This is a genomic window from Tatumella ptyseos ATCC 33301 (assembly GCF_000735525.1).
Lineage (GTDB): Bacteria > Pseudomonadota > Gammaproteobacteria > Enterobacterales > Enterobacteriaceae > Tatumella > Tatumella ptyseos.
Genome location: NZ_JMPR01000010.1, coordinates 14,431 through 35,815, shown reverse-complemented (window position 1 = coordinate 35,815; position 21,385 = coordinate 14,431). Strand labels below are relative to the sequence as shown.

Here is a 21,385-nt window from a genome sequence, read left to right as displayed (position 1 = left end):
GCTTCAGTCCCTGTCACGTCGCTGCGCATCGCGCTTTGCCGTGTCAGTGGGAGCGCATTATAGGGAGATAATTTTTTCTGACAAGGGTTTATTCCAAATTAATTTCTGAGTGTCGCTTTTTTATCCATTTTGCTGTTTTATGTGCTGTTTTGAGTAAAAAAAACACTAATAGTCGCTATTTTTTCTACATACTTATTACTCTTTCCGGGATCAGTACTGAATAATGACTGAATGCTCAGCCTGAGGCTAAGGTAAATGCCGCGGCTTATCTGAAAATAAAAGGATACTTAATGGTTCGCTCTGCACGCAGTATGTCTGGCCTACCCTGGATAGCAGCGATGGCTTTCTTTATGCAGTCGCTGGACGCCACTATTCTGAATACTGCCCTGCCGGCTATTGCACACAGTATGGATCGCCCTCCGTTAGCCATGCAGTCGGCAGTCATCAGTTATACATTAACCGTGGCCATGCTTATTCCGGTAAGCGGCTGGCTGGCTGACCGGTTCGGTACACGGCGGATTTTTATTCTGGCCGTCAGTCTTTTTGCGTTAGGTTCTTTGACCTGTGCACTTTCCGGCACTCTGCCTATGCTGGTTGTTTCCCGGGTCATCCAGGGGATTGGCGGTGCCATGATGATGCCCGTAGCCCGCCTTGCGCTACTGAGGGCCTATCCCCGTAGTGAATTACTGCCTATTCTGAACTTTGTGACGATGCCAGGATTAATCGGCCCGGTACTGGGCCCGGTGTTGGGCGGGATCCTGGTTACCTATGCGACATGGCACTGGATATTTCTTATTAATATCCCGATAGCGTTAGCCGGGGTCTTTTTTGCCCGAAAATATATGCCCGATTTTACCACCCCCAAACGGCGGTTTGATGCGCCTGGCTTTTTACTGTTTGGTCTCGGGCTGGTACTGATCTCTGTTGGTATTGAGTTATTTGGTGAACAACTGGTACGCAGTTCACTGGCCGCTGCCATTCTGATTAGCGGGGTTATCCTGCTATTACTCTATATAAGACATGCCAGAAATCACCCTGCACCTCTGATAGGTCTGCCAATGTTTAAGACGCGGACCTTTTCTATCGGGATCATCGGTAATATAGCTTCGCGCTTAGGGACAGGCTCAGTTCCATTCCTGATGCCACTGATGCTACAGGTAGGGTTCGGGTATTCCGCTCTGCTCGCTGGCTGTATTATGGTTCCGACCGCTCTCGGTTCTATCCTCGCAAAATCACTGGTGACCCGGGTTCTGCGAAGCCTGGGTTATCGCCGGACTCTGGTGATTGTCACCGGAGTGATTGGCCTGTTCGTCGCAAGCTTCTCATTGCAATCACCGGGCCTTCCCTTCTGGATACTGCTGGTACCGTTGTTTGTGATGGGAATGTTTATGTCGATGCAATTTACCTCCATGAACACCATCACCCTGGCCGATCTCACAGATGACAACGCCAGCTCAGGAAACAGCGTACTGGCCGTCACCCAGCAACTGGCTATCAGCTTTGGTGTGGCAGTCAGTGCTGCCGTCTTACGTTTCTGGCAAAACATTTCAGGCGAGGCGCTCTGGGATTTTCATGCCACCTTCCTGAGTATGGGGATTGTGACGCTGTTATCCGCACTGATCTTCCTGCTACTGAGACCGGAAGATGGTAAAAACCTGATTCACGATCGTGAAAAGAAAAAAGCTAAAGCGTAATCTCTTGCAACAGAAGTTCACTTCATTCACTCCGGTGCCAGAGAGCATGTAATTACAGCTATCGGTAGCAGTAAGAAGAGCAAGTCCTGAGCCTTCGGTGACCAGATAGCGGGCCGATAAAAAAAGGGGGGCAGATAACCTGCCCCCCTTTTCTCAGAACTCTACCTGAGTCCCCAGTTCAATGACCCGGTTTGGCGGGATTTCAAACTGATCCGGTGCCCGTAACGCATTACGTTGCAGAGCCATAAATAACTTACCGCGCAATCGCAGATACCACGGACGTTTCCCTAAAATCAGTGACTCACGTGACATAAAGAACGAGGTATCCATCATTCTGCAGTTCAGCCCTTCCAGTCCGCACCGATGGAAGATTTCTTCTACATTTGGCGTTTCACGCCAGCCGTAGCTGGCGACCACCCGCCAGAAGGTCGGGGAGAGCTGCTCTATCGTGACACGACGAACATTATGGACATACGGGGCATCTTCGGTACGTAATGTCAGCAACACTACCCGCTCATGCAATATTTTGTTGTGTTTAAGGTTGTGCAGCATCGCAAAAGGAATGACATTCAGCACTCTGGACATAAACACCGCTGTTCCCGGCACCCGAAGTGGCGGGTTTTTCTCCAGTGACGCTATCATCGCTTCCAGGGAGTTACCGTGTTCATGCATCCTGCGTAGGACGCGGAACCGCTCGCTTTTCCAGGTCGTCATAATAATAAACATGACCAGTGCCAGACAAAGCGGCAGCCAGCCACCTGAGAAGATTTTTATCAGGTTGGCACTGAATAAAGGCACATCAATGCACAGTAATACGATGAAAATCATACCCACCAGGAAAATATTCCAGTGCCAGTTTTTACGTGCGACCGTACAGGACAGGATAGTGGTCAGGATCATCGTGCCGGTGACGGCAATACCATAAGCCGCGGCAAGATTGCTGGAATGTTTGAAACAGATAATGACCACCAGCACCGCCGAATACAGTAACCAGTTGATCATAGGGATATAGATCTGACCGGATTCCATTTCTGACGTATGGATGATTCGCATCGGTGACAAATAACCGAGACGTACCGCCTGTCGGGTCAGTGAAAATACCCCGGAGATCACTGCCTGCGAGGCAATCACGGTGGCCAGGGTCGCCAGCAGTAACATCGGGATCAAAGCCCAGTCCGGTGCCAGCAGGAAGAACGGGTTTTTAATGGCATCAGGATGAGCAAGCAATAATGCGCCCTGACCAAAATAGTTGAGAACCAGTGAAGGCAGAACCACACAAAACCAGGCGATACGTATCGGTAATTTACCGAAATGCCCCATATCGGCATATAAGGCTTCAACCCCGGTAATAGACAGGACTACCGCACCCAGCGCAAAAAAGGACACCATTTTGTAATGCAGGAAAAACTCAACCGCATGCCAGGGGTTCAGCGCCTGTAATACGACCGGATTCTTTATAATACTGTTAACGCCCAGCACCGCCAGGACGACAAACCAGATAAGCATGACCGGTGCAAACATTTTGCCCACAAGCCCGGTACCATGTTTCTGGATCAGAAAAAGAAGAGTCAGTACAGCAATGGAGAGAGGGACAATATAAGCATCCAGTGAGGGGGCCGCAATTTCCAGGCCTTCCATAGCAGACATTACCGAGATGGCAGGCGTAATAACGACCTCGCCATAGAAGAAACTCCCGCCGACCAGCCCCATAATAAGCAAGATAGCGGTGGCCCGGGCACCGGTATTTCGTCCGGCAAGAGACATCAGTGTCAGGATCCCGCCTTCACCGGCGTTATCCGCCCGCATGACGTAGCTGATATATTTCAGAGAAACGACAAGGATTAATAACCAGAAAATCAATGACAGAAAGCCAAACACTGACTCCTGCTCGATGCCGAAACCAAATTGCCCCGAAAGACACTCACGTAGTGTATACAGCGGGCTGGTACCTATATCACCATAAACCACACCGATAGCTGCTAGCGTCAATGCGCCGGTTGATTGTTTGTTATTTGAGCTCATATCATTTTATCTTGTTTTTAACCAGTCCCGTAAAAACGTGCCTTATTAACTGCTAAAGTGGCACAGTATGCACTTATTCATCAGAAAACCCACCCGGTATTGATAAAAGGTCTCTAAAATTCATTATTAACCCGTTGCAGAACCCTGCAGTAATAAGACAATCTTAAAGGTTATCATTTAGCACCCCCTCTGCCGGTTTGTCATGGCAAGATGCCGGAAAGACCGCACTCCGGCGGTGATTACAAGGACTCAATTATTATTATGGCATTGACTCATCTTTTAGCTGACAGAATTACGCGCCTCAGCGATATGCTGGAAAAAGGGCTGTATGAAAGACACCATACTATCCGGTTGTGTCTGCTGGCAGCTCTTTGTGGTGAAAGCGTATTCCTGATGGGTCCCCCCGGCATTGCCAAAAGTCTGATTGCCCGTCGGCTGAAATATGCATTTCAGGATGCCCGTGCTTTTGAATATCTGATGACCCGCTTTTCAACTCCTGAAGAAGTCTTTGGTCCGCTCTCTATTCAGGCGCTAAAAGATGAAGGACGTTATCAGCGTCTGACCAAAGGCTATCTTCCTGAAGCGGAAATAGTGTTCCTGGATGAAATATGGAAAGCGGGACCGGCCATCCTGAATACGTTACTCACAGCCATTAATGAACGCCGGTTTCGTAACGGTGACAGTGAGACCACCATCCCGATGCGATTACTGATCACCGCATCCAATGAATTCCCGGAAGAAGACAGTGGCCTGACCGCCCTCTATGACCGTATGCTGATACGACTATGCCTTGATAATGTCAGTAGCAAAAATAATTTCCGTAATATGCTGATCGCCTCAGGAGAAGACACCGTGCTTTCTTCGTGGGGATCTTTACGTATTACCCATGACGAATATCAGCAATGGCAGAAAAATATTACCCGCATCGCCCTGCCGGATCCTGTTTTTGAGCTGATTTACCGGTTACGCCACCAGCTGGAAAATCAGGCTGAAGCGCCCTATATCTCAGACCGCCGCTGGAAGAAAGCCACCCGGTTACTGCAGGCTAGCGCATTTTTCAGTGGGCGTGAGTCAATTGCACCTGTGGACCTGATATTACTGAAAGACTGTTTATGGCACGACACAGCCTCCATGCAACTGATTGAGCAGGAAATACGATCACTGGTCACCGGGTACGGATGGGAGCAACAGGCAATATTACTCAAACTGCAACAGCTGCAAGCCCGCAGGATCACACTGCAACAACAGACGAACGAGCAACAAATATTAACGCTGGAAAAACAAAGCTCACTGTTTGGCCGGAAAGCGCATCCATCCTTGCCGCAAGACCTGACAGAGGAACAGCTGACGCTGATACTGCTGCACCCCCTGACACTGCATGATTTAAAAGTATCGCATCTGGTGATCAACAGAGAATCACTGAACCAATGGTTGCAGAAAGGCGGAGAGATTAAAGGCAAACTTAACGGGATGGGCTTTGCACAATCACTGGATTTATATATTGATGAACGGAACCGGTTGAATATCCGGGATATCAGTCTGCAATCCTCCGGGCTGAGTGCGTCTCCCCGCCGCCCGGACAATACGCTGCCCGAGGAAATCGCCCTCGGCCTGCAGGCCCTGAAAGAACAGTTACAGGCACAACGTTTACTGTTCCGTCAGCATCAGCAATGCCTTTTCATCGACGATCAGTGGCTGGCGGTGATTGAACACAGCCTGCAGGATGTGGCCGATCAGATAGAACAGGCAATGCAATGATTTCTATCGATACACTGCTAAGTCTGCTGTCATTTAATGATTACGATACAGTGAATGACTTTCTGACAACACTACTGGCTGCCCCGCAGCTGGTGATGTTTCTGGAAAAAAGCCCGGCGCTAAAAAAAGCACTGTTGCGTGATTTACCTGCGATTAAAGCCGCCATCAGCGAAGAGCAGAAAAATACACCGGTACCGGCGACGCTGGCTCAGGAGTTTGCGCTCTATACCCGGCAAAAAGCGCTCAGCCTGTATACCTTCAGCCAGCAGTTGCCTGAAACCCTGCAGGCTCTGGAACAGCTCAACTCTCCGTTTACAGAAGAAGCGGAAAAACTGAGGAGACAGGCCGATGACACCCTGTTTACGCCGGCACAACACAGCCTTTTCTTTCAACGCTGGCGACTGAACCTGACGTTACAGACGGCAAGCCTGAATGAAAACCTGCTGGAACAGCACAGAGATCGCATAATCAATGAATTACAGCAACGGATTACGCTCACCGGTCAACTATCCCCCTTGCTGGAAGAAGACGAAGAAGCCGCCGCCGGCCAGTTATGGGACAGGAGTAAAGCCCCATTACAAAAGGGAGATGCAGATTTAATTATTGAATACAGCGAATTTCTGAAAACACATCCTGAGCTTTCCTCTCTGGCAGCACAATTAGGGCGCAGCCACGGATCCGCGGCAGAACCTGCAGAAGAAACCGCCATGGGTGTACAGAAAGTCCGGGTCCCTCATACGGAGTCCGTTCCTGAAGAGGTGAGCGGCATCCACCAAAGCGATGATATTTTACGTCTGCTGCCGACGGAACTGGCAGCGCTGAGCATCACGGAACTTGAACTGGAATTTTATCGCCGGCTGGTGGAAAAACGTCTGCTGACCTATCAGCTTCAGGGAGAATCATCTCATGAAGAACTCCGGCACCACCCCGTGACCGGACACAGGAAAGACCCGACCCCGGCGGGCCCTTTTATTGTCTGTGTGGATACTTCCGGCTCGATGGGTGGATTTAATGAACGCTGTGCAAAGGGATTCTGCCTCGCTTTACTTAAAATCGCGCTCACCGGAAAGCGCCGTTGCCACGTGATGTTATTTGCCAGTGAAGTTATCCATTACGAACTGACCGCAGAAGATGGCCTGCAACAGGCCACCCGTTTTCTGAGCCAGCGATTCCGTGGCGGGACCGATCTGGCACAATGCCTGAATACGGTCAGTGACTACCTGGAAACTGAAGCCTGGCGGGATGCGGATGCCGTCATTATCTCTGACTTTATCGCCCAGCGACTGCCGAAAGAATTGATCCAGCGGCTGGAGAAGATCCGCCAGCAACGGCAACAGCGATTCCATGCCGTCACACTTTCACCGCACGGTAAGCCCGGGATCCTGCGAATATTTGACCATATCTGGACATTTGATACCCGGCTAAGGATGCGATTACTGCGACGCCTGAAAAGGTAGGGCTATGCTGATTCTCTGCTATAGTCAGTATATATATGCCTTTGCATAGCGGAGCCCTTCAGTAATGATACCCGACCGTCAGCCACACCTGCCTTTACCGTCTTATACGGTTCCTTTAACCGGTAAAAATGCCTCAGAAAAACGTCAACAGATCCTGGAATATTTTCTTCACAGCTGGGAACTGTATGAGAGCCTGTTTGAATGCCTGGAGAGTCCGGATGCCTGGACGACAAAGGCTATTTCTTTGCGGCATCCGCTTATTTTCTATTATGCCCATACTGCAACCTTTTATATTAATAAGCTGATTGCAGGCGGATATCTCGACACCCGTATTGATGCCACGCTCGAGTCCATGATGGCTATCGGAGTGGATGAAATGAGCTGGGATGACCTGGATGACCAGCATTACCCATGGCCACCGGTCAGCGATGTCAAAGCGTACCGTCAGAAAGTAAAGCAGCAGGTGCTTCATTTTATTGAAGAGATGCCGCTGGACCTGCCTGTCAGTTGGGACAGCCCGGCATGGGTGATCCTGATGGGGATCGAACATGAAAGGATCCACCTTGAAACCTCCAGTGTGCTCATCCGCCAGCTTCCCCTCAGCCAGGTAAAGCCCTCTCCGTTCTGGCCCCATTGCCCCCGGGCAAGGCATCAGCGCTCACAGGTCCCGGAAAATAGCCTGGTCACGATTGAAGGGGGCCCGGTATCACTGGGTAAAGAAGATGAGACGTACGGCTGGGATAATGAATACGGCTTTCAGCAAACAGAAGTCAGTCCCTTTATGGCCAGCCAAATGCTGGTCAGTCATGCGGAATTTCTGGCATTTGTACAGGCCGGCGGCTACCACACGCGTCGTTTCTGGGACGAAGAAGGCTGGCAATGGCGTGAGTTTGCCCGTGCCGAACACCCGACCTTCTGGGTGGGTGATGTATTGCAACCCGATCAGCTTAAATTACGTCTGATGACGGAAGAAGTCCCGATGCCCTGGGACTGGCCAGCCGAAGTGAATCAGCTCGAAGCTGCGGCATTTTGTCGCTGGAAAGCAGAAATGCTGGGGGAGCCGGTCCAGCTCCCCTCAGAAGCAGAGTGGTACCTGTTACGTCAGCGCATACATGAGCCTGCTGCCGGTGAACCTCTGCCTGCAAATATCAATCTAAGCTATGCCGCCTCACCGTGTCCGGTAGATCTTTTTCCGCAGGAGGGGTTTTACGATATCGTCGGGAATGTCTGGCAGTGGACGACGACACCTATCAGTGGTTTCCCCGGGTTCAAAGTACATCCGTTGTATGACGATTTTTCGACACCGACGTTTGACGGAAAACACAATCTGATTAAAGGCGGCAGCTTCATTTCGACAGGAAACGAGACGCTGAAATCAGCCCGATATGCATTTCGACGGCATTTCTTTCAGCATGCCGGTTTCCGGTATGTGATCTCATCTCACCAGGAAACGCAGAAAGTGAACCCCTATGAAACAGACCTGATGGTCTCACAATATCTGGATTTTCAGTACGGTCCGGATAAGTTCGGTATCGCCAATTATGCGAAAGTGCTGGTGGAGAAAGCCCTGCCCTGGTGTGAGTCGCGGGCACATGCCCTGGATATCGGCTGTGCAACCGGCCGCGCAACATTTGAATTGTCACGTTATTTCTCTCAGGTGACCGGCATGGATTATTCGGCACGCTTTATTGATGTGGCAGAAAAGCTTTCTGCGGGAGAAGAGTTCCGCTACCAGATCCCGAGTGAAGGTGAGCTGGTGGATTACCGGACATTACAGCTAAACGATGCCTTACCTGACTATGCTGCACAAGGACCTGTACATTTTACGCAGGGTGATGCCTGTAACCTGAAAGCCCGTCCGGGAGCGTTTGACCTGGTTTTCGCCTCAAATCTGCTGGACAGACTGCGTGAACCCCGGCGTTTTCTGGAGAACATTACGCCGATGCTGCGTCCGGGTGGGATCTTACTGCTCTCTTCACCTTATACCTGGCTTGAAGAATATACGCCTAAAGAGAACTGGCTGGGCGGAGTCCGTGAGAACGGAGAAGCAGTGACAACCTTACAGGCATTACGGCGCATTCTGCAGGCCGATTTTGAGGAGATTACGCCGCCGGAGGACATTCCCTTTGTGATCAGAGAAACGTCCCGCAAATATCAGCATACGTTGGCTCAGCTGACGCTCTGGCGTAAAAAATAGTGGCCCGGCAGGAATAGCTGGCTCCGGTCAGCTATTCCTTGCCAGCCTGCGCCAGGGGGATTACTGTCACTGTTTACCTTACCCCTGATATAGAAGGAAACAGGATGGCTGATACGCTGCAACTCGATCAACTTGATCGCGATATCCTTAACGCCCTGCTGAATAATGCCAAAACGGCCTATGCTGAACTTGCAAAACAGTTCAGTGTGAGTGCCGGTACCATTCATGTCCGTGTCGAAAAAATGCGTCAGGCCGGGATTATCCTGGGTACCCGCATTGATGTTGATCCAAAAAAACTCGGGTTCGATGTCTGCTGTTTTATCGGCATTATTCTAAAAAGTGCCCGTGATTATCCTGCCGCGCTGAGCAAACTGGAAGCGCTCGACGAAGTTGTCGAGGCCTGGTACACCACCGGCCATTACAGCGTGTTTATCAAGGTGATGTGTCGCTCTATCGATGCCCTTCAACAGGTGCTTATCAATAAGATACAAACCATTGATGAAATTCAGTCCACCGAAACGCTTATCTCTTTACAGAATCCGATCATGCGAACCATCAAGCCCTGATCCTCAGGGCCATTGTGGATAACCTTATTCATGAACGCCCCCTGAACTGGCCGCCTTTCCCGCAGAAAATAAAAAATGAATAACCCTGTTGTCCACAGGTGGATCACTGCTTGATCACAGCGTACAATGCACGCCTTTAACAGAGGGAAGATCGATGGCGGATATTACGTTTATCACAGGCAGTACCCTGGGCAGTGCCGAATACGTCGCTGAAGATCTGGCTGAAATTGCAGAAGCAAAGGGGCTTTCTGCCGAAGTTCTGCACGGGCCTGCTTATGATGACGTACCGGCGACAGGGATCTGGCTACTGATCAGCTCAACACATGGTGCCGGTGAAATACCGGATAACCTGTTACCGTTTTTTCAGACGCTTTCAGAGACCCAACCGGATCTTTCAGCCGTTCGTTACGGTGCTATAGGTATCGGTAACCATGAATATGACCTGTTCTGCGGTGCTATACGGACCCTGGATCAACAATTACAGGCATTGGGAGCGACACGGATCGGCGATCGACTGGAAATAGATGTCCTGGAACACGATGTGCCTGAGGATCCGGCCACAGAATGGTTTCAACAGTGGATATCACTGATTTAGATCCCCCTGGCCACGGTGATTGATCGTTTATTTCCAATGATCCGTGGTGATTAGTCCTGTTTTGTGACCTTTTTTTTCGGTTTTTCTGTGTATAACTCACCCTTAAACGTGCGTATAACCGGTAGTTATCCAATGAATAACCCTTGCTGCTTTTTCGACCTGTGTATAAGTCACCCTTTTGATCTCAGCTTATACGTGAAAGGATCACCGATCATTCACAGCATACGATCCTTATTAGATCACTGTTAAGTAACAGGAAAAAACCCTTATCCACAAGATCAGTGGATCCTAATAAGAGATCTAACAGAAAGATCATACATAAAATAAAGATCTTTCTTTTAAACCCCTAACGATCCTGCCACTTTCGCCGGTCAGGGAATTTAAGTAGAATCCTCCCCCGGGATAGACTCCCAACCGTTAATCTACTGAGGTACTGCTCCATGTTTTATCCAGATCCTTTTGACGTCATCATCATCGGTGGTGGTCATGCAGGGACAGAAGCAGCGATGGCTGCTGCCCGAATGGGTCAGCAAACCCTGCTACTGACACACAACATCGATACGCTGGGACAAATGTCGTGTAACCCGGCAATTGGTGGTATCGGAAAGGGACATCTGGTTAAAGAAGTCGATGCTATGGGCGGCCTGATGGCACAGGCAATCGACAAAGCAGGGATCCAGTTTAGAATACTAAACAGCAGCAAAGGCCCGGCAGTCAGGGCGACCCGTGCACAAGCGGATCGCGTACTCTATCGGCAGGCAGTACGTACTGCGCTTGAAAACCAGCCTAACCTGATGATCTTCCAGCAAGCCGTGGATGATCTTATCGTCGAAAACGATCAGGTTGTGGGTGCTGTCACTCAGATGGGCTTACGCTTTCGTGCAAAAGCCGTGGTATTGACTGTCGGAACGTTCCTTGACGGTAAAATTCATATCGGTCTGGATAATTACAGTGGTGGCCGTGCCGGTGATCCTCCTTCAGTTCCGTTGGCACGCCGCTTACGTGAGCTGCCGCTGCGCGTGGATCGTCTGAAAACCGGGACACCTCCCCGCATTGATGCCAGAACGATCGATTTTTCGGTGCTGACGCCGCAACACGGTGATACACCGATGCCGGTTTTTTCGTTCATGGGGAAAGCCAGTGATCATCCGCAGCAGATGGCGTGTTACATCACGCATACCAATGAAAAAACGCATGAAGTGATCCGTAATAACCTCGATCGCAGCCCGATGTATGCCGGGGTGATCGAAGGGATCGGTCCGCGTTATTGTCCGTCGATTGAAGACAAGGTCATGCGTTTTGCCGATCGTAACGCCCATCAGATCTTCCTGGAGCCGGAAGGACTGACCAGCAACGAAATTTATCCGAACGGGATATCGACCAGTTTACCGTTTGATGTCCAGATGCAGATTGTCCGTTCTATGCATGGACTGGAAAATGCAAAAATTATTCGCCCGGGGTATGCCATTGAGTATGACTTCTTTGACCCGCGGGATCTGAAACCGACGCTTGAGAGTAAATACATCAGCGGGTTGTTCTTTGCCGGACAAATTAACGGGACTACCGGATATGAAGAAGCCGCAGCCCAGGGACTACTGGCCGGCCTGAATGCCGGGCGTTTCTCAGCAGACAAAGAAGGCTGGACCCCACGCAGGGATAACGCTTATCTCGGTGTTCTGGTCGATGACCTGTGCACCCTGGGAACCAAAGAACCGTACCGGATGTTTACCTCCCGTGCAGAATATCGTCTGATGTTGCGTGAAGACAATGCCGATCTTCGTCTGACAGCGATCGGTCGCGAACTGGGGCTGGTGGATGATGAACGCTGGGCTCATTTCAACCAGAAGCTGGAATCAGTGGAACTGGAGCGTCAGCGCTTACGTGATATCCATGTCCATCCTAAGTCCGGGAACGTTGAAGAGATCAATGCGGTACTGAGTGCCTCCCTCACCAAAGAAGCGAATGGTGAAGATTTGCTGCGCCGTCCGGAACTGACGTACGAAAAATTAATGACTTTACCAGGCTTTGGCCCCGCGCTTGCTGATCCGTCAGCCGCTGAACAGGTGGAAGTACAGGTGAAGTATGAAGGCTATATTGCCCGCCAGCTGGAAGAAATTTCGCGCCAGCAGCGTAATGAAAACACCGTATTACCTGCAGACCTCGATTACCGTAACGTGAATGGTCTTTCTAACGAGGTGATAGCGAAGCTTAACGATCATAAACCTTCTTCCATTGGTCAGGCTTCACGTATTTCAGGTATTACGCCAGCCGCCATCTCTATTTTGCTTATTTACCTGAAAAAACAGGGTTTACTTCGTAAAAGTGCCTGAGTCTTCAGTAACTGCAGGGGAAACCATTCGGTTTCCCCGCTAACAGGAATTTCCTTCGTGATTAATACTCTTTCCTCGCTACTTCACCGCGCTGGTATTTCGCTCTCCGATCAGCAAAAACATCAGCTGGTCAGTTATGTCGGTATGCTGGACAAGTGGAACAAAGCTTATAACCTGACTTCCGTTCGTGACCCTCAGCAGATGCTTATCCGCCATATTATGGACAGTATTGTTGTTGCACCTTACCTGGAAGGCCGGAAATTTATAGATGTCGGTACCGGCCCGGGATTGCCAGGTATTCCACTATCCATTGTCTGTCCGCATGCACATTTCACCTTACTGGACAGCCTGGGTAAGCGGGTTCGTTTTTTACGGCAGGTGCAGCACGAACTGAAACTGGAAAATATCACGCCGGTGCAAAGTCGGGTTGAGGCTTTTACTGACGAGCCGCTGTTTGATGGGGTGATAAGCCGGGCATTTGCTTCTTTGCAGGATATGGTGAGCTGGTGCCATCACCTGCCGGCGGCAGGGCAGGGGCGCTTTTATGCACTGAAAGGGCAGGTTCCGGATGAAGAGCTTTCTGCACTCCCTGAACATCTGGTTCTGGAATCCGTCATATCATTACAGGTACCTGACCTGGAAGGTGAGCGGCACCTGGTCATTCTGAAGCAACAATAATTCCTGAATACCCATACCGGCAAACCTTGCCGGTATTCCGCGTTTGTTTCCTCCGCCCGTAGTTAATGTCCTATTTTTACTTTTTTATGTGACCTGCCTGACATAAAAAACGTTATTAAGTCCTGATTTACTCCGCCAGAACAGAAAAACTCTCAGAAATACGGCTTTCCGTTGGATTAATGCTTTATGAAATTTTAACAGATAGTGTGCTAGCGATTCCGTGCCGGATTATCGGGGCTGGAGTATTCGTCGTGATCACTGAATAAGATAGTTTCAGTGCTAATGAGTAAATCTGTTTTATAGAATGCAGGACCAGGACGTTAACCGTAATGAGTGTTACCTCTATGATTAATTTATATTTTTGGTTTTATTTCACTGGCTGATTTTTGTTTGTTTTTACAGTGACACCGGCCTTTAATTTAAAAAACCATTTTTTTCTTATGTAATTATTCATGAACTGCATGTTGTTAATTAAATGATTTTTTTGAATATATCGCATTGTTTACTAAGGTTTTTTTTTGATATAGATTAACAGCGCAGTCTATTTACTGCAGCCTGTTCCGCAAAGCTGTCAGGCGTGTGCGGGAGCATATAATCGAAATATGGTCATTTATATATAAGGATATTTTATGAAAGAGCTTTCAGTGATCGAAACAAATCAGGTAAGCGGTGGTCTTTTTACTTTCTTCACTGGTCCTATCGGCGCAACGATGGGCTTTGCTATCGGTTCAGTGGTTGATGCCGGATGTTCGGGCCTGAACCTGAAATCGAACTTTAAAGTGTCAGGGGCTCTGTTAGGTGGAGGGATTGCCGCTATCGTCGGATTCTCGCCTATTCTGGCAACGGCCGGCATCGGGTTAGGGGTAACGGGCATTGTACAAAATGCTATCAGCATTATCGGTCAGCGCAAGTCCGCCGCCTGATAAGCGGTGTTATGTCTGATTAATCCCTTTTGTCATCACTGGCGGTAATGCCGTCAGTCTCCGGGGGATAGATTATCATCATCCCCCTTTTTAATCGTCACCCCTCCGATGATACTCAGTACCTCAATTTCCGGGGTAAGCCCGGGAATGCCTGTATTACTCCCGGACTTTCGATGGTGAATAAATTACAGCGTTTTTTTATAAATTATTCTTATTTTTTAACCTGAATATCCCGATTATATATTTTATATTTATCCTGTTTGTAAAATAATTGATAAAAAAATGGAATAATAAAACCTTTAATAACAACACTAAATGTGAGGTTAAAGGTATTTTTCGGGAGTAGTATCTGTTGTACCGCGAAAAGAGTTCAGTTTACGAGAGGAAAACCCTGACTAAAAACGGGCCGAAAAGCTGTAAGTCTGCGATTTTTGGCGAAGATTATGGGTCAAAATTCCGTTTAAGAAAGAATTTTAAATAATTGTTCACCTTTTCTCTACTTACAGATTGAAATCGTAGGAGTGCCCCGTATAATTTGCACGGCTTTTGCTGTTCACTCCTTTGGAGTGGTAACAGTAGTTTGTGTAACACACGATATACCCAACTTAAGTAAGGGAGAGTAAGCCGTCATGTCTGTATCTCTTTATAGTTTGAGATTAGCGCGGACAGTGCTGCTTATTCAACTGGTGACTTTTTTGCTCGTCAGTTGTTTCTTTACTTTAAAAAGCATTCACTGGGGAGCTTCTGCTCTGGCAGGAGGGATGGCGGCATGGTTGCCGGCTGTCCTGTTTACGTTTCTGGCCTGGCGCCTGCAAGGGCAATTTCCGGCTAAAGGGCGTGTTGCCTGGAGTTTTGCCTTAGGTGAAGTCCTGAAAGTCTTCATCACCATCGGATTGCTTGTTGTGGCGTTGGGTGTGTTCGGGGCGGTGTTTTGGCCTCTTGGACTGAGCTGGTTATCGGTGCTGGTGGTGCAAATCATTGCACCGGTTGTAATTAACAAAAAAGGGTAAGATGCATCATGGCCGCAGGAGAAATCTCAACCCCACAGGAATATATAAGTCATCACCTGCAACATTTGCAGCTTGATTTACGTACATTCCAGTTGGTGAATGCGCACGACGCTCCGGCAACTTTCTGGACATTAAACCTGGATTCCATGTTTTTCTCTGTCGTACTGGGTCTGGTCTTTCTGGTACTGTTCCGTAAAGTAGCTAAACATGCTACCAGCGGTGTTCCGGGAAAACTGCAGGCGGCTATTGAACTGGTTGTTGGTTTCGTCGATAGCAATGTTCGTGATATGTATCACGGCAAAAGCAAACTTATCGCCCCGCTGGCACTGACAATTTTTGTCTGGGTCTTTTTAATGAACCTCATGGATCTGTTGCCAATCGATCTGCTGCCTTATCTGGGTGAGCATGTCCTTGGTTTGCCGGCATTGCGTGTTGTGCCGTCTGCAGATGTGAATGTGACATTATCTATGGCGCTGGGCGTATTTATTTTGATTCTGTTTTACAGCATCAAAATGAAAGGCGTAGGTGGTTTTGCTAAGGAACTGACTTTACAGCCTTTCAATCACCCGATCTTCATCCCCATCAACCTGATTCTTGAAGGTGTTAGCTTACTGTCTAAGCCGGTTTCTCTTGGCTTGCGACTGTTCGGTAACATGTATGCGGGTGAATTGATCTTTATCCTGATTGCGGGTCTGTTACCGTGGTGGTCACAGTGGGTTCTGAATGTGCCATGGGCCATTTTCCACATTCTGATCATCTCGTTACAGGCTTTCATTTTCATGGTCCTCACGATTGTCTATCTCTCGATGGCATCTGAAGAGCATTGATATTTTTATCTCAACACTACTGATTTAATTGAAACAAACTGGAGACTGTCATGGAAAACGTGAGTGTGGATCTGCTGTACATGGCTGCCGCTGTGATGATGGGGCTGGCGGCAATCGGTGCTGCGATCGGTATCGGCATCCTTGGTGGGAAATTCCTGGAAGGTGCTGCTCGTCAGCCTGACCTGATCCCTCTGCTGCGCACACAGTTCTTTGTTGTAATGGGTCTGGTGGATGCTATCCCTATGATCGCTGTAGGTCTGGGTCTCTACGTGATGTTTGCTGTCGCCTAGTAACGCCTGGTAATACGGTTGTTTATTCGATGAATTTCAGTGAATAAACAAACTCTGCCGTTTATCACCTGTTTGATGACGGCAGATCAAGCTAACTTAATAAGAGGCATTGTGCTGTGAATATTAATGCAACAATCCTCGGCCAGGCCATCGCGTTTATCCTGTTCGTTGCGTTTTGTATGAAGTACGTATGGCCGCCGATCATGGCTGCTATCGAGAAACGTCAGAAAGAAGTTGCTGACAGTCTCGCTTCTGCAGAACTCGCTAAAAAAGAGCTGGATATCGCTCAGGCTAATGCGTCCGACGAGCTGAAGAAAGCCAAAGAAAACGCTCAGGTTATTATTGAGCAGGCTAACAAGCGTCGTGGCCAGATTCTGGATGAAGCGAAAGCAGAAGCGGAAACTGAACGTAACAAAATCATTGCACAGGCTTACTCTGAAATTGATGCCGAGCGTAAACGTGCACGTGAAGAACTGCGTAAGCAGGTTGCGTTGCTGGCTGTTGCGGGTGCCGAGAAGATTATTGAGCGTTCCGTGGATGAAGCTGCTAATAGCGACATCGTTGATAAACTGGTCGCTGAACTGTAAGGAGGGAGGGGCTGATGTCTGAATTTACCACTGTAGCTCGCCCCTACGCCAAAGCAGCTTTTGACTTTGCTGTTGAACATCAAAGTATTGATCGCTGGCAGAATATGCTGGCTTTTACCGCTGAAGTAGCGAGTGATAAGCAGGTTTCAGGGATCCTTTCCGGTGCTCAGGCACCAGAGACCGTTTCTTCTGCTTTTATCGCGCTTTGTGGTGATCAACTCGATGAGAATGGCCAGAACCTGATTAAGGTGATGGCAGGATATAAACGTTTGAAAGCGCTTCCGGCAGTACTGGAGCAGTTCATTCAATTACGTGACGCTTATGAAGCGATTGCCGAAGTTGACGTTACTTCCGCCAACGAGTTGAGTGAAGAGCAGCTGAATAAAATCAGCGCGGCGATGGAAAAACGTTTATCACGCAAAGTTAAGCTGAATTGCAAAATCGATAAGTCTGTCATTGCAGGCGTAGTCATCCAGGCTGGTGACATGGTTATTGACGGCAGCGTCCGCGGCCGTCTTGAGCGTCTGGCAGACGACTTGCAGTCTTAAGGGGACTGGAGCATATGCAACTGAATTCCACCGAAATCAGCGAACTGATCAAGCAGCGCATTGCTCAGTTCAATGTCGTGAGCGAAGCTCACAATGAAGGTACTATTGTTTCTGTAAGTGACGGTATCATCCGCATCAACGGCCTGGCCGATGTGATGCAGGGTGAGATGATTGCCCTGCCGGGTAACCGTTACGCGATTGCACTGAACCTGGAGCGCGACTCTGTAGGTGCTGTCGTTATGGGCCCATACATGGATCTTGCCGAAGGCATGAAAGTGAAATGTACTGGCCGTATTCTGGAAGTGCCGGTTGGTCGCGGTTTACTGGGGCGTGTTGTTAACACCCTGGGTGAACCTATTGATGGTAAAGGCCCGGTTGAAAACGATGGTTTCTCACCTGTAGAAGTTATCGCACCGGGTGTTATCGATCGTCAGTCTGTTGATCAGCCTGTCCAGATTGGTTACAAAGCCGTTGATGCCATGATCCCTGTCGGTCGTGGTCAGCGTGAGCTGATCATCGGTGACCGTCAGACCGGTAAAACGGCGATGGCTATCGATGCTATCATCAACCAGCGCGACTCAGGCATTAAATGTGTCTACGTAGCGATCGGCCAGAAAGCGTCAACGATTTCTAACGTTGTACGTAAACTGGAAGAGCATGGCGCACTGGCAAATACCATTGTCGTTGTTGCTTCTGCTTCTGAGTCTGCAGCTCTGCAATACCTGGCGCCTTATGCCGGTTGTGCGATGGGTGAATACTTCCGTGACCGTGGTGAAGATGCTCTGATTGTTTACGATGACCTGTCCAAACAGGCCGTTGCTTACCGTCAGATTTCTCTGCTGCTGCGTCGTCCGCCGGGCCGTGAAGCATTCCCTGGTGACGTTTTCTACCTCCACTCCCGTCTGCTGGAGCGTGCATCACGCGTAAATGCTGAGTACGTTGAAGCATTCACTAAAGGTGCAGTGAAAGGTAAAACCGGTTCTCTGACAGCTCTGCCTATCATTGAAACTCAGGCGGGTGACGTTTCTGCGTTCGTTCCGACTAACGTAATTTCGATTACTGATGGTCAGATCTTCCTGGAATCTAACCTGTTCAACTCCGGTATCCGTCCTGCGGTTAACCCTGGGATCTCTGTATCTCGTGTGGGTGGTGCAGCACAGACTAAAATCGTCAAGAAACTGTCCGGCGGTATCCGTACTGCTCTGGCACAGTACCGTGAACTGGCAGCCTTCTCTCAGTTCGCGTCTGACCTTGATGATGCGACCCGTAAGCAGCTGGAACACGGACAGAAAGTGACTGAACTGCTGAAGCAGAAACAGTACGCTCCAATGTCTGTTGCACAGCAAGGCCTGGTCCTGTTTGCGGTTGAGCGCGGTTACCTGGGTGATGTTGAGGTTTCTAAAATCCTCAGCTTTGAGTCTTCGCTGCTGGCATTCGCCGATCGCGAACATGCTGAACTGATGCAGGAAATCAACCAAGCGGGTAACTTTAACGGCGAAATCGAAGCGAAGCTTACCGCTCTGCTCGATTCGTTTAAAGCAACTCAGTCCTGGTAATGTCTTGCGGCTTGCCTGAAGTGGCAAGCCGCCTGACTTTGAGGAGAAGCTCATGGCCGGCGCAAAAGAAATACGTAGTAAGATCGGAAGCGTAAAGAATACGCAGAAGATCACCAAAGCGATGGAAATGGTCGCCGCCTCCAAAATGCGTAAAACGCAGGAACGCATGGCGGCCAGCCGTCCGTATGCAGATGCTATTCGCAAAGTGATTGGTCACTTGGCGTTAGGCAATCTGGAATACAAGCACCCTTACCTGGAAGAGCGTGACGTTAAGCGCGTCGGCTATCTGGTCGTTTCTACCGACCGCGGGCTTTGTGGTGGTCTGAACATTAACTTGTTCAAAAAATTGCTGGCAGATATGAAAGCCTGGTCCGAAAAAGGGGTTCAGAGCGATCTGGCCATTATCGGATCTAAAGGCCTGTCTTTCTTTGGATCTGCAGGTGCTAATATTGTGGCTCAGGCGTCAGGCTTAGGTGATAAACCGGAACTGTCAGACCTGATAGGCCCGGTAAAAGTCATGCTGCAAGCCTACGATGAAGGCCGCATCGACAAACTTTATGTCGTTAGCAATAAATTTAACAACACCATGTCCCAGACTCCGGTCCTCAATCAGCTGTTACCGTTACCGGCAACAGATAATGATGAAGAACTGAAGACAAAAACATGGGATTACCTGTACGAACCCGATCCAAAAGCGCTGCTGGATACTCTGCTGCGTCGTTATGTCGAGTCTCAGGTTTATCAGGGTGTTGTAGAAAACCTGGCCAGCGAGCAGGCAGCCCGTATGGTGGCAATGAAAGCTGCAACCGATAACGGTGGCGAGCTGATCAAAGAGCTTCAGTTGGTTTACAACAAAGCCCGCCAGGCCAGCATCACCCAGGAACTTACCGAGATTGTCTCGGGAGCCTCCGCGGTTTAACCAGGTAACGAATTAGGTAGAGGATTCAAGATGGCAGCTGGAAAGATTGTCCAGATTATCGGCGCCGTAGTTGACGTCGAGTTCCCTCAGGACGCTGTACCACAGGTGTACAACGCTCTTGAGGTTGAAAATGGTGATACCCGTCTGGTGCTGGAAGTTCAGCAGCAGCTGGGCGGTGGTGTCGTTCGTACGATTGCAATGGGAACCTCTGACGGCCTGAAACGTGGCCTTAAGGTGACCGATCTGCAAAAACCGATTCAGGTACCGGTCGGTAAAGCGACGCTGGGCCGTATCATGAACGTACTGGGTCAGCCAATCGATATGAAAGGCGACCTGAAGAACGAAGATGGTAGCAATGTTGAGGTGAACTCTATTCACCGTGCAGCGCCAAGCTACGAAGAACTGGCTAACTCTACTGAGCTGCTGGAAACGGGTATCAAGGTTATCGACCTGATCTGTCCGTTTGCAAAAGGCGGTAAAGTGGGTCTGTTCGGTGGTGCGGGTGTAGGTAAGACCGTCAACATGATGGAACTGATCCGTAACATCGCTATCGAGCACTCTGGTTACTCTGTATTTGCAGGGGTGGGTGAGCGTACCCGTGAAGGTAACGACTTCTACCACGAAATGACCGAGTCTAACGTTCTGGATAAAGTTGCTCTGGTTTATGGCCAGATGAACGAGCCACCAGGAAACCGTCTGCGCGTTGCGCTGACCGGTCTGACTATGGCTGAAAAATTCCGTGACGAAGGCCGTGACGTACTGCTGTTCGTTGATAACATCTATCGTTATACCCTGGCCGGTACTGAAGTTTCAGCACTGCTGGGTCGTATGCCTTCTGCGGTAGGTTATCAGCCAACACTGGCCGAAGAAATGGGTGTTCTTCAGGAACGTATCACGTCAACCAAAACCGGTTCAATCACTTCCGTACAGGCAGTGTATGTACCTGCGGATGACCTGACTGACCCGTCTCCGGCAACAACCTTTGCTCACCTGGACTCAACAGTCACCCTGAGCCGTCAGATTGCATCCCTGGGTATTTACCCGGCGGTTGACCCGCTGGATTCCACCAGCCGTCAGCTGGATCCAATGGTTGTAGGTCAGGAGCACTATGATATCGCCCGTGGCGTGCAGTCTATTCTGCAACGTTATCAGGAACTGAAAGATATCATTGCTATTCTGGGTATGGACGAACTGTCTGAAGACGACAAACTGCTGGTTTCACGTGCACGTAAAATTCAGCGCTTCCTGTCTCAGCCATTCTTCGTTGCAGAGATCTTTACCGGTGCGCCTGGTAAGTACGTTTCTCTGAAAGACACCATCCGTGGCTTCAAAGGTATTATGGACGGTGAGTTTGACCATATGCCTGAGCAGGCTTTCTACATGGTTGGTTCTATTGACGAAGCGGTAGAAAAAGCTAAGAAACTGTAA

General features: G+C 49.3%; 18 protein-coding genes. 17 read left to right on the top strand and 1 reads right to left on the bottom strand.

Annotated features, from left to right (window positions below; all coding sequences use genetic code 11):
* Window positions 1–290 precede the first annotated feature (290 nt).
* The gene (gene mdtD, locus GTPT_RS02855) at window positions 291–1,694 is read left to right on the top strand and encodes a multidrug transporter subunit MdtD (protein ID WP_025901642.1); all 1,404 of its coding nucleotides are present in this window, start codon (window positions 291–293) and stop codon (window positions 1,692–1,694) included.
* Window positions 1,695–1,847: 153 nt separating this feature from the next.
* Here the strand turns inward: mdtD and kup are convergent, their stop codons facing one another.
* Entirely contained in the window at window positions 1,848–3,716 is a 1,869-nt protein-coding gene (gene kup, locus GTPT_RS02850) for a low affinity potassium transporter Kup (RefSeq protein WP_025901641.1), read from the bottom strand.
* A 261-nt stretch (window positions 3,717–3,977) separates the two neighbouring features.
* Between kup and ravA the strand changes: the two genes are divergently transcribed.
* From ravA to atpD, 16 genes are all read left to right on the top strand, one after another.
* Window positions 3,978–5,474 (top strand): ATPase RavA, encoded by a 1,497-nt coding sequence (ravA, locus tag GTPT_RS02845; RefSeq protein WP_029990860.1) that lies wholly within the window; start codon window positions 3,978–3,980, stop codon window positions 5,472–5,474.
* On the top strand, window positions 5,471–6,931 hold the full coding sequence (gene viaA / locus GTPT_RS02840) for an ATPase RavA stimulator ViaA (protein WP_029990858.1): 1,461 nt from the start codon (window positions 5,471–5,473) through the stop codon (window positions 6,929–6,931). The genes ravA and viaA overlap by 4 nt, the downstream gene beginning before the upstream one ends.
* Window positions 6,932–6,995: 64 nt before the next feature.
* Window positions 6,996–9,128, top strand: coding sequence for a 5-histidylcysteine sulfoxide synthase (gene ovoA / locus GTPT_RS02835; protein WP_025901638.1), 2,133 nt, complete (start codon window positions 6,996–6,998; stop codon window positions 9,126–9,128).
* Window positions 9,129–9,232: 104 nt separating this feature from the next.
* Complete coding sequence (asnC, locus tag GTPT_RS02830) at window positions 9,233–9,694, top strand: transcriptional regulator AsnC (protein ID WP_025901637.1); 462 nt, start codon at window positions 9,233–9,235, stop codon at window positions 9,692–9,694.
* 154 nt (window positions 9,695–9,848) lie between these two features.
* Window positions 9,849–10,289 carry an FMN-binding protein MioC gene (gene mioC / locus GTPT_RS02825; protein ID WP_025901636.1) on the top strand — a complete coding sequence of 147 codons (441 nt, stop codon included), beginning with the start codon at window positions 9,849–9,851 and terminating at the stop codon, window positions 10,287–10,289.
* A 440-nt stretch (window positions 10,290–10,729) separates the two neighbouring features.
* Complete coding sequence (gene mnmG / locus GTPT_RS02820) at window positions 10,730–12,619, top strand: tRNA uridine-5-carboxymethylaminomethyl(34) synthesis enzyme MnmG (protein ID WP_025901635.1); 1,890 nt, start codon at window positions 10,730–10,732, stop codon at window positions 12,617–12,619.
* A 57-nt stretch (window positions 12,620–12,676) separates the two neighbouring features.
* On the top strand, window positions 12,677–13,297 hold the full coding sequence (gene rsmG, locus GTPT_RS02815) for a 16S rRNA (guanine(527)-N(7))-methyltransferase RsmG (RefSeq protein WP_025901634.1): 621 nt from the start codon (window positions 12,677–12,679) through the stop codon (window positions 13,295–13,297).
* 629 nt (window positions 13,298–13,926) lie between these two features.
* Window positions 13,927–14,220, top strand: coding sequence for a hypothetical protein (locus tag GTPT_RS02810; RefSeq protein WP_025901633.1), 294 nt, complete (start codon window positions 13,927–13,929; stop codon window positions 14,218–14,220).
* Between the two features lie 629 nt (window positions 14,221–14,849).
* Window positions 14,850–15,230, top strand: coding sequence for a F0F1 ATP synthase subunit I (gene atpI, locus GTPT_RS02805; protein ID WP_025901632.1), 381 nt, complete (start codon window positions 14,850–14,852; stop codon window positions 15,228–15,230).
* A gap of 8 nt (window positions 15,231–15,238) precedes the next feature.
* Window positions 15,239–16,057, top strand: a complete 819-nt coding sequence (gene atpB / locus GTPT_RS02800) for a F0F1 ATP synthase subunit A (RefSeq protein ID WP_025901631.1) — start codon at window positions 15,239–15,241, stop codon at window positions 16,055–16,057.
* 50 nt (window positions 16,058–16,107) lie between these two features.
* Complete coding sequence (atpE, locus tag GTPT_RS02795) at window positions 16,108–16,347, top strand: F0F1 ATP synthase subunit C (protein WP_025901630.1); 240 nt, start codon at window positions 16,108–16,110, stop codon at window positions 16,345–16,347.
* 116 nt (window positions 16,348–16,463) lie between these two features.
* The gene (gene atpF, locus GTPT_RS02790; RefSeq protein ID WP_025901629.1) at window positions 16,464–16,934 is read left to right on the top strand and encodes a F0F1 ATP synthase subunit B; all 471 of its coding nucleotides are present in this window, start codon (window positions 16,464–16,466) and stop codon (window positions 16,932–16,934) included.
* 14 nt (window positions 16,935–16,948) lie between these two features.
* Entirely contained in the window at window positions 16,949–17,482 is a 534-nt protein-coding gene (atpH, locus tag GTPT_RS02785; RefSeq protein WP_025901628.1) for a F0F1 ATP synthase subunit delta, read from the top strand.
* Between the two features lie 14 nt (window positions 17,483–17,496).
* Complete coding sequence (gene atpA / locus GTPT_RS02780) at window positions 17,497–19,038, top strand: F0F1 ATP synthase subunit alpha (RefSeq protein WP_025901627.1); 1,542 nt, start codon at window positions 17,497–17,499, stop codon at window positions 19,036–19,038.
* A gap of 52 nt (window positions 19,039–19,090) precedes the next feature.
* Window positions 19,091–19,957 (top strand): F0F1 ATP synthase subunit gamma, encoded by an 867-nt coding sequence (gene atpG / locus GTPT_RS02775; RefSeq protein ID WP_025901626.1) that lies wholly within the window; start codon window positions 19,091–19,093, stop codon window positions 19,955–19,957.
* 30 nt (window positions 19,958–19,987) lie between these two features.
* Complete coding sequence (atpD, locus tag GTPT_RS02770) at window positions 19,988–21,385, top strand: F0F1 ATP synthase subunit beta (RefSeq protein WP_025901625.1); 1,398 nt, start codon at window positions 19,988–19,990, stop codon at window positions 21,383–21,385.

Coding starts and splice junctions, on each gene's coding strand:
- mdtD (WP_025901642.1), top strand. CDS start 291: ATGGTTCGCTCTGCACGCAGTATGTCTGGCCTACCCTGGATAGCAGCG.
- kup (WP_025901641.1), bottom strand. CDS start 3,716: ATGAGCTCAAATAACAAACAATCAACCGGCGCATTGACGCTAGCAGCT.
- ravA (WP_029990860.1), top strand. CDS start 3,978: ATGGCATTGACTCATCTTTTAGCTGACAGAATTACGCGCCTCAGCGAT.
- viaA (WP_029990858.1), top strand. CDS start 5,471: ATGATTTCTATCGATACACTGCTAAGTCTGCTGTCATTTAATGATTAC.
- ovoA (WP_025901638.1), top strand. CDS start 6,996: ATGATACCCGACCGTCAGCCACACCTGCCTTTACCGTCTTATACGGTT.
- asnC (WP_025901637.1), top strand. CDS start 9,233: ATGGCTGATACGCTGCAACTCGATCAACTTGATCGCGATATCCTTAAC.
- mioC (WP_025901636.1), top strand. CDS start 9,849: ATGGCGGATATTACGTTTATCACAGGCAGTACCCTGGGCAGTGCCGAA.
- mnmG (WP_025901635.1), top strand. CDS start 10,730: ATGTTTTATCCAGATCCTTTTGACGTCATCATCATCGGTGGTGGTCAT.
- GTPT_RS02810 (WP_025901633.1), top strand. CDS start 13,927: ATGAAAGAGCTTTCAGTGATCGAAACAAATCAGGTAAGCGGTGGTCTT.
- atpI (WP_025901632.1), top strand. CDS start 14,850: ATGTCTGTATCTCTTTATAGTTTGAGATTAGCGCGGACAGTGCTGCTT.
- atpB (WP_025901631.1), top strand. CDS start 15,239: ATGGCCGCAGGAGAAATCTCAACCCCACAGGAATATATAAGTCATCAC.
- atpE (WP_025901630.1), top strand. CDS start 16,108: ATGGAAAACGTGAGTGTGGATCTGCTGTACATGGCTGCCGCTGTGATG.
- atpH (WP_025901628.1), top strand. CDS start 16,949: ATGTCTGAATTTACCACTGTAGCTCGCCCCTACGCCAAAGCAGCTTTT.
- atpA (WP_025901627.1), top strand. CDS start 17,497: ATGCAACTGAATTCCACCGAAATCAGCGAACTGATCAAGCAGCGCATT.
- atpG (WP_025901626.1), top strand. CDS start 19,091: ATGGCCGGCGCAAAAGAAATACGTAGTAAGATCGGAAGCGTAAAGAAT.
- atpD (WP_025901625.1), top strand. CDS start 19,988: ATGGCAGCTGGAAAGATTGTCCAGATTATCGGCGCCGTAGTTGACGTC.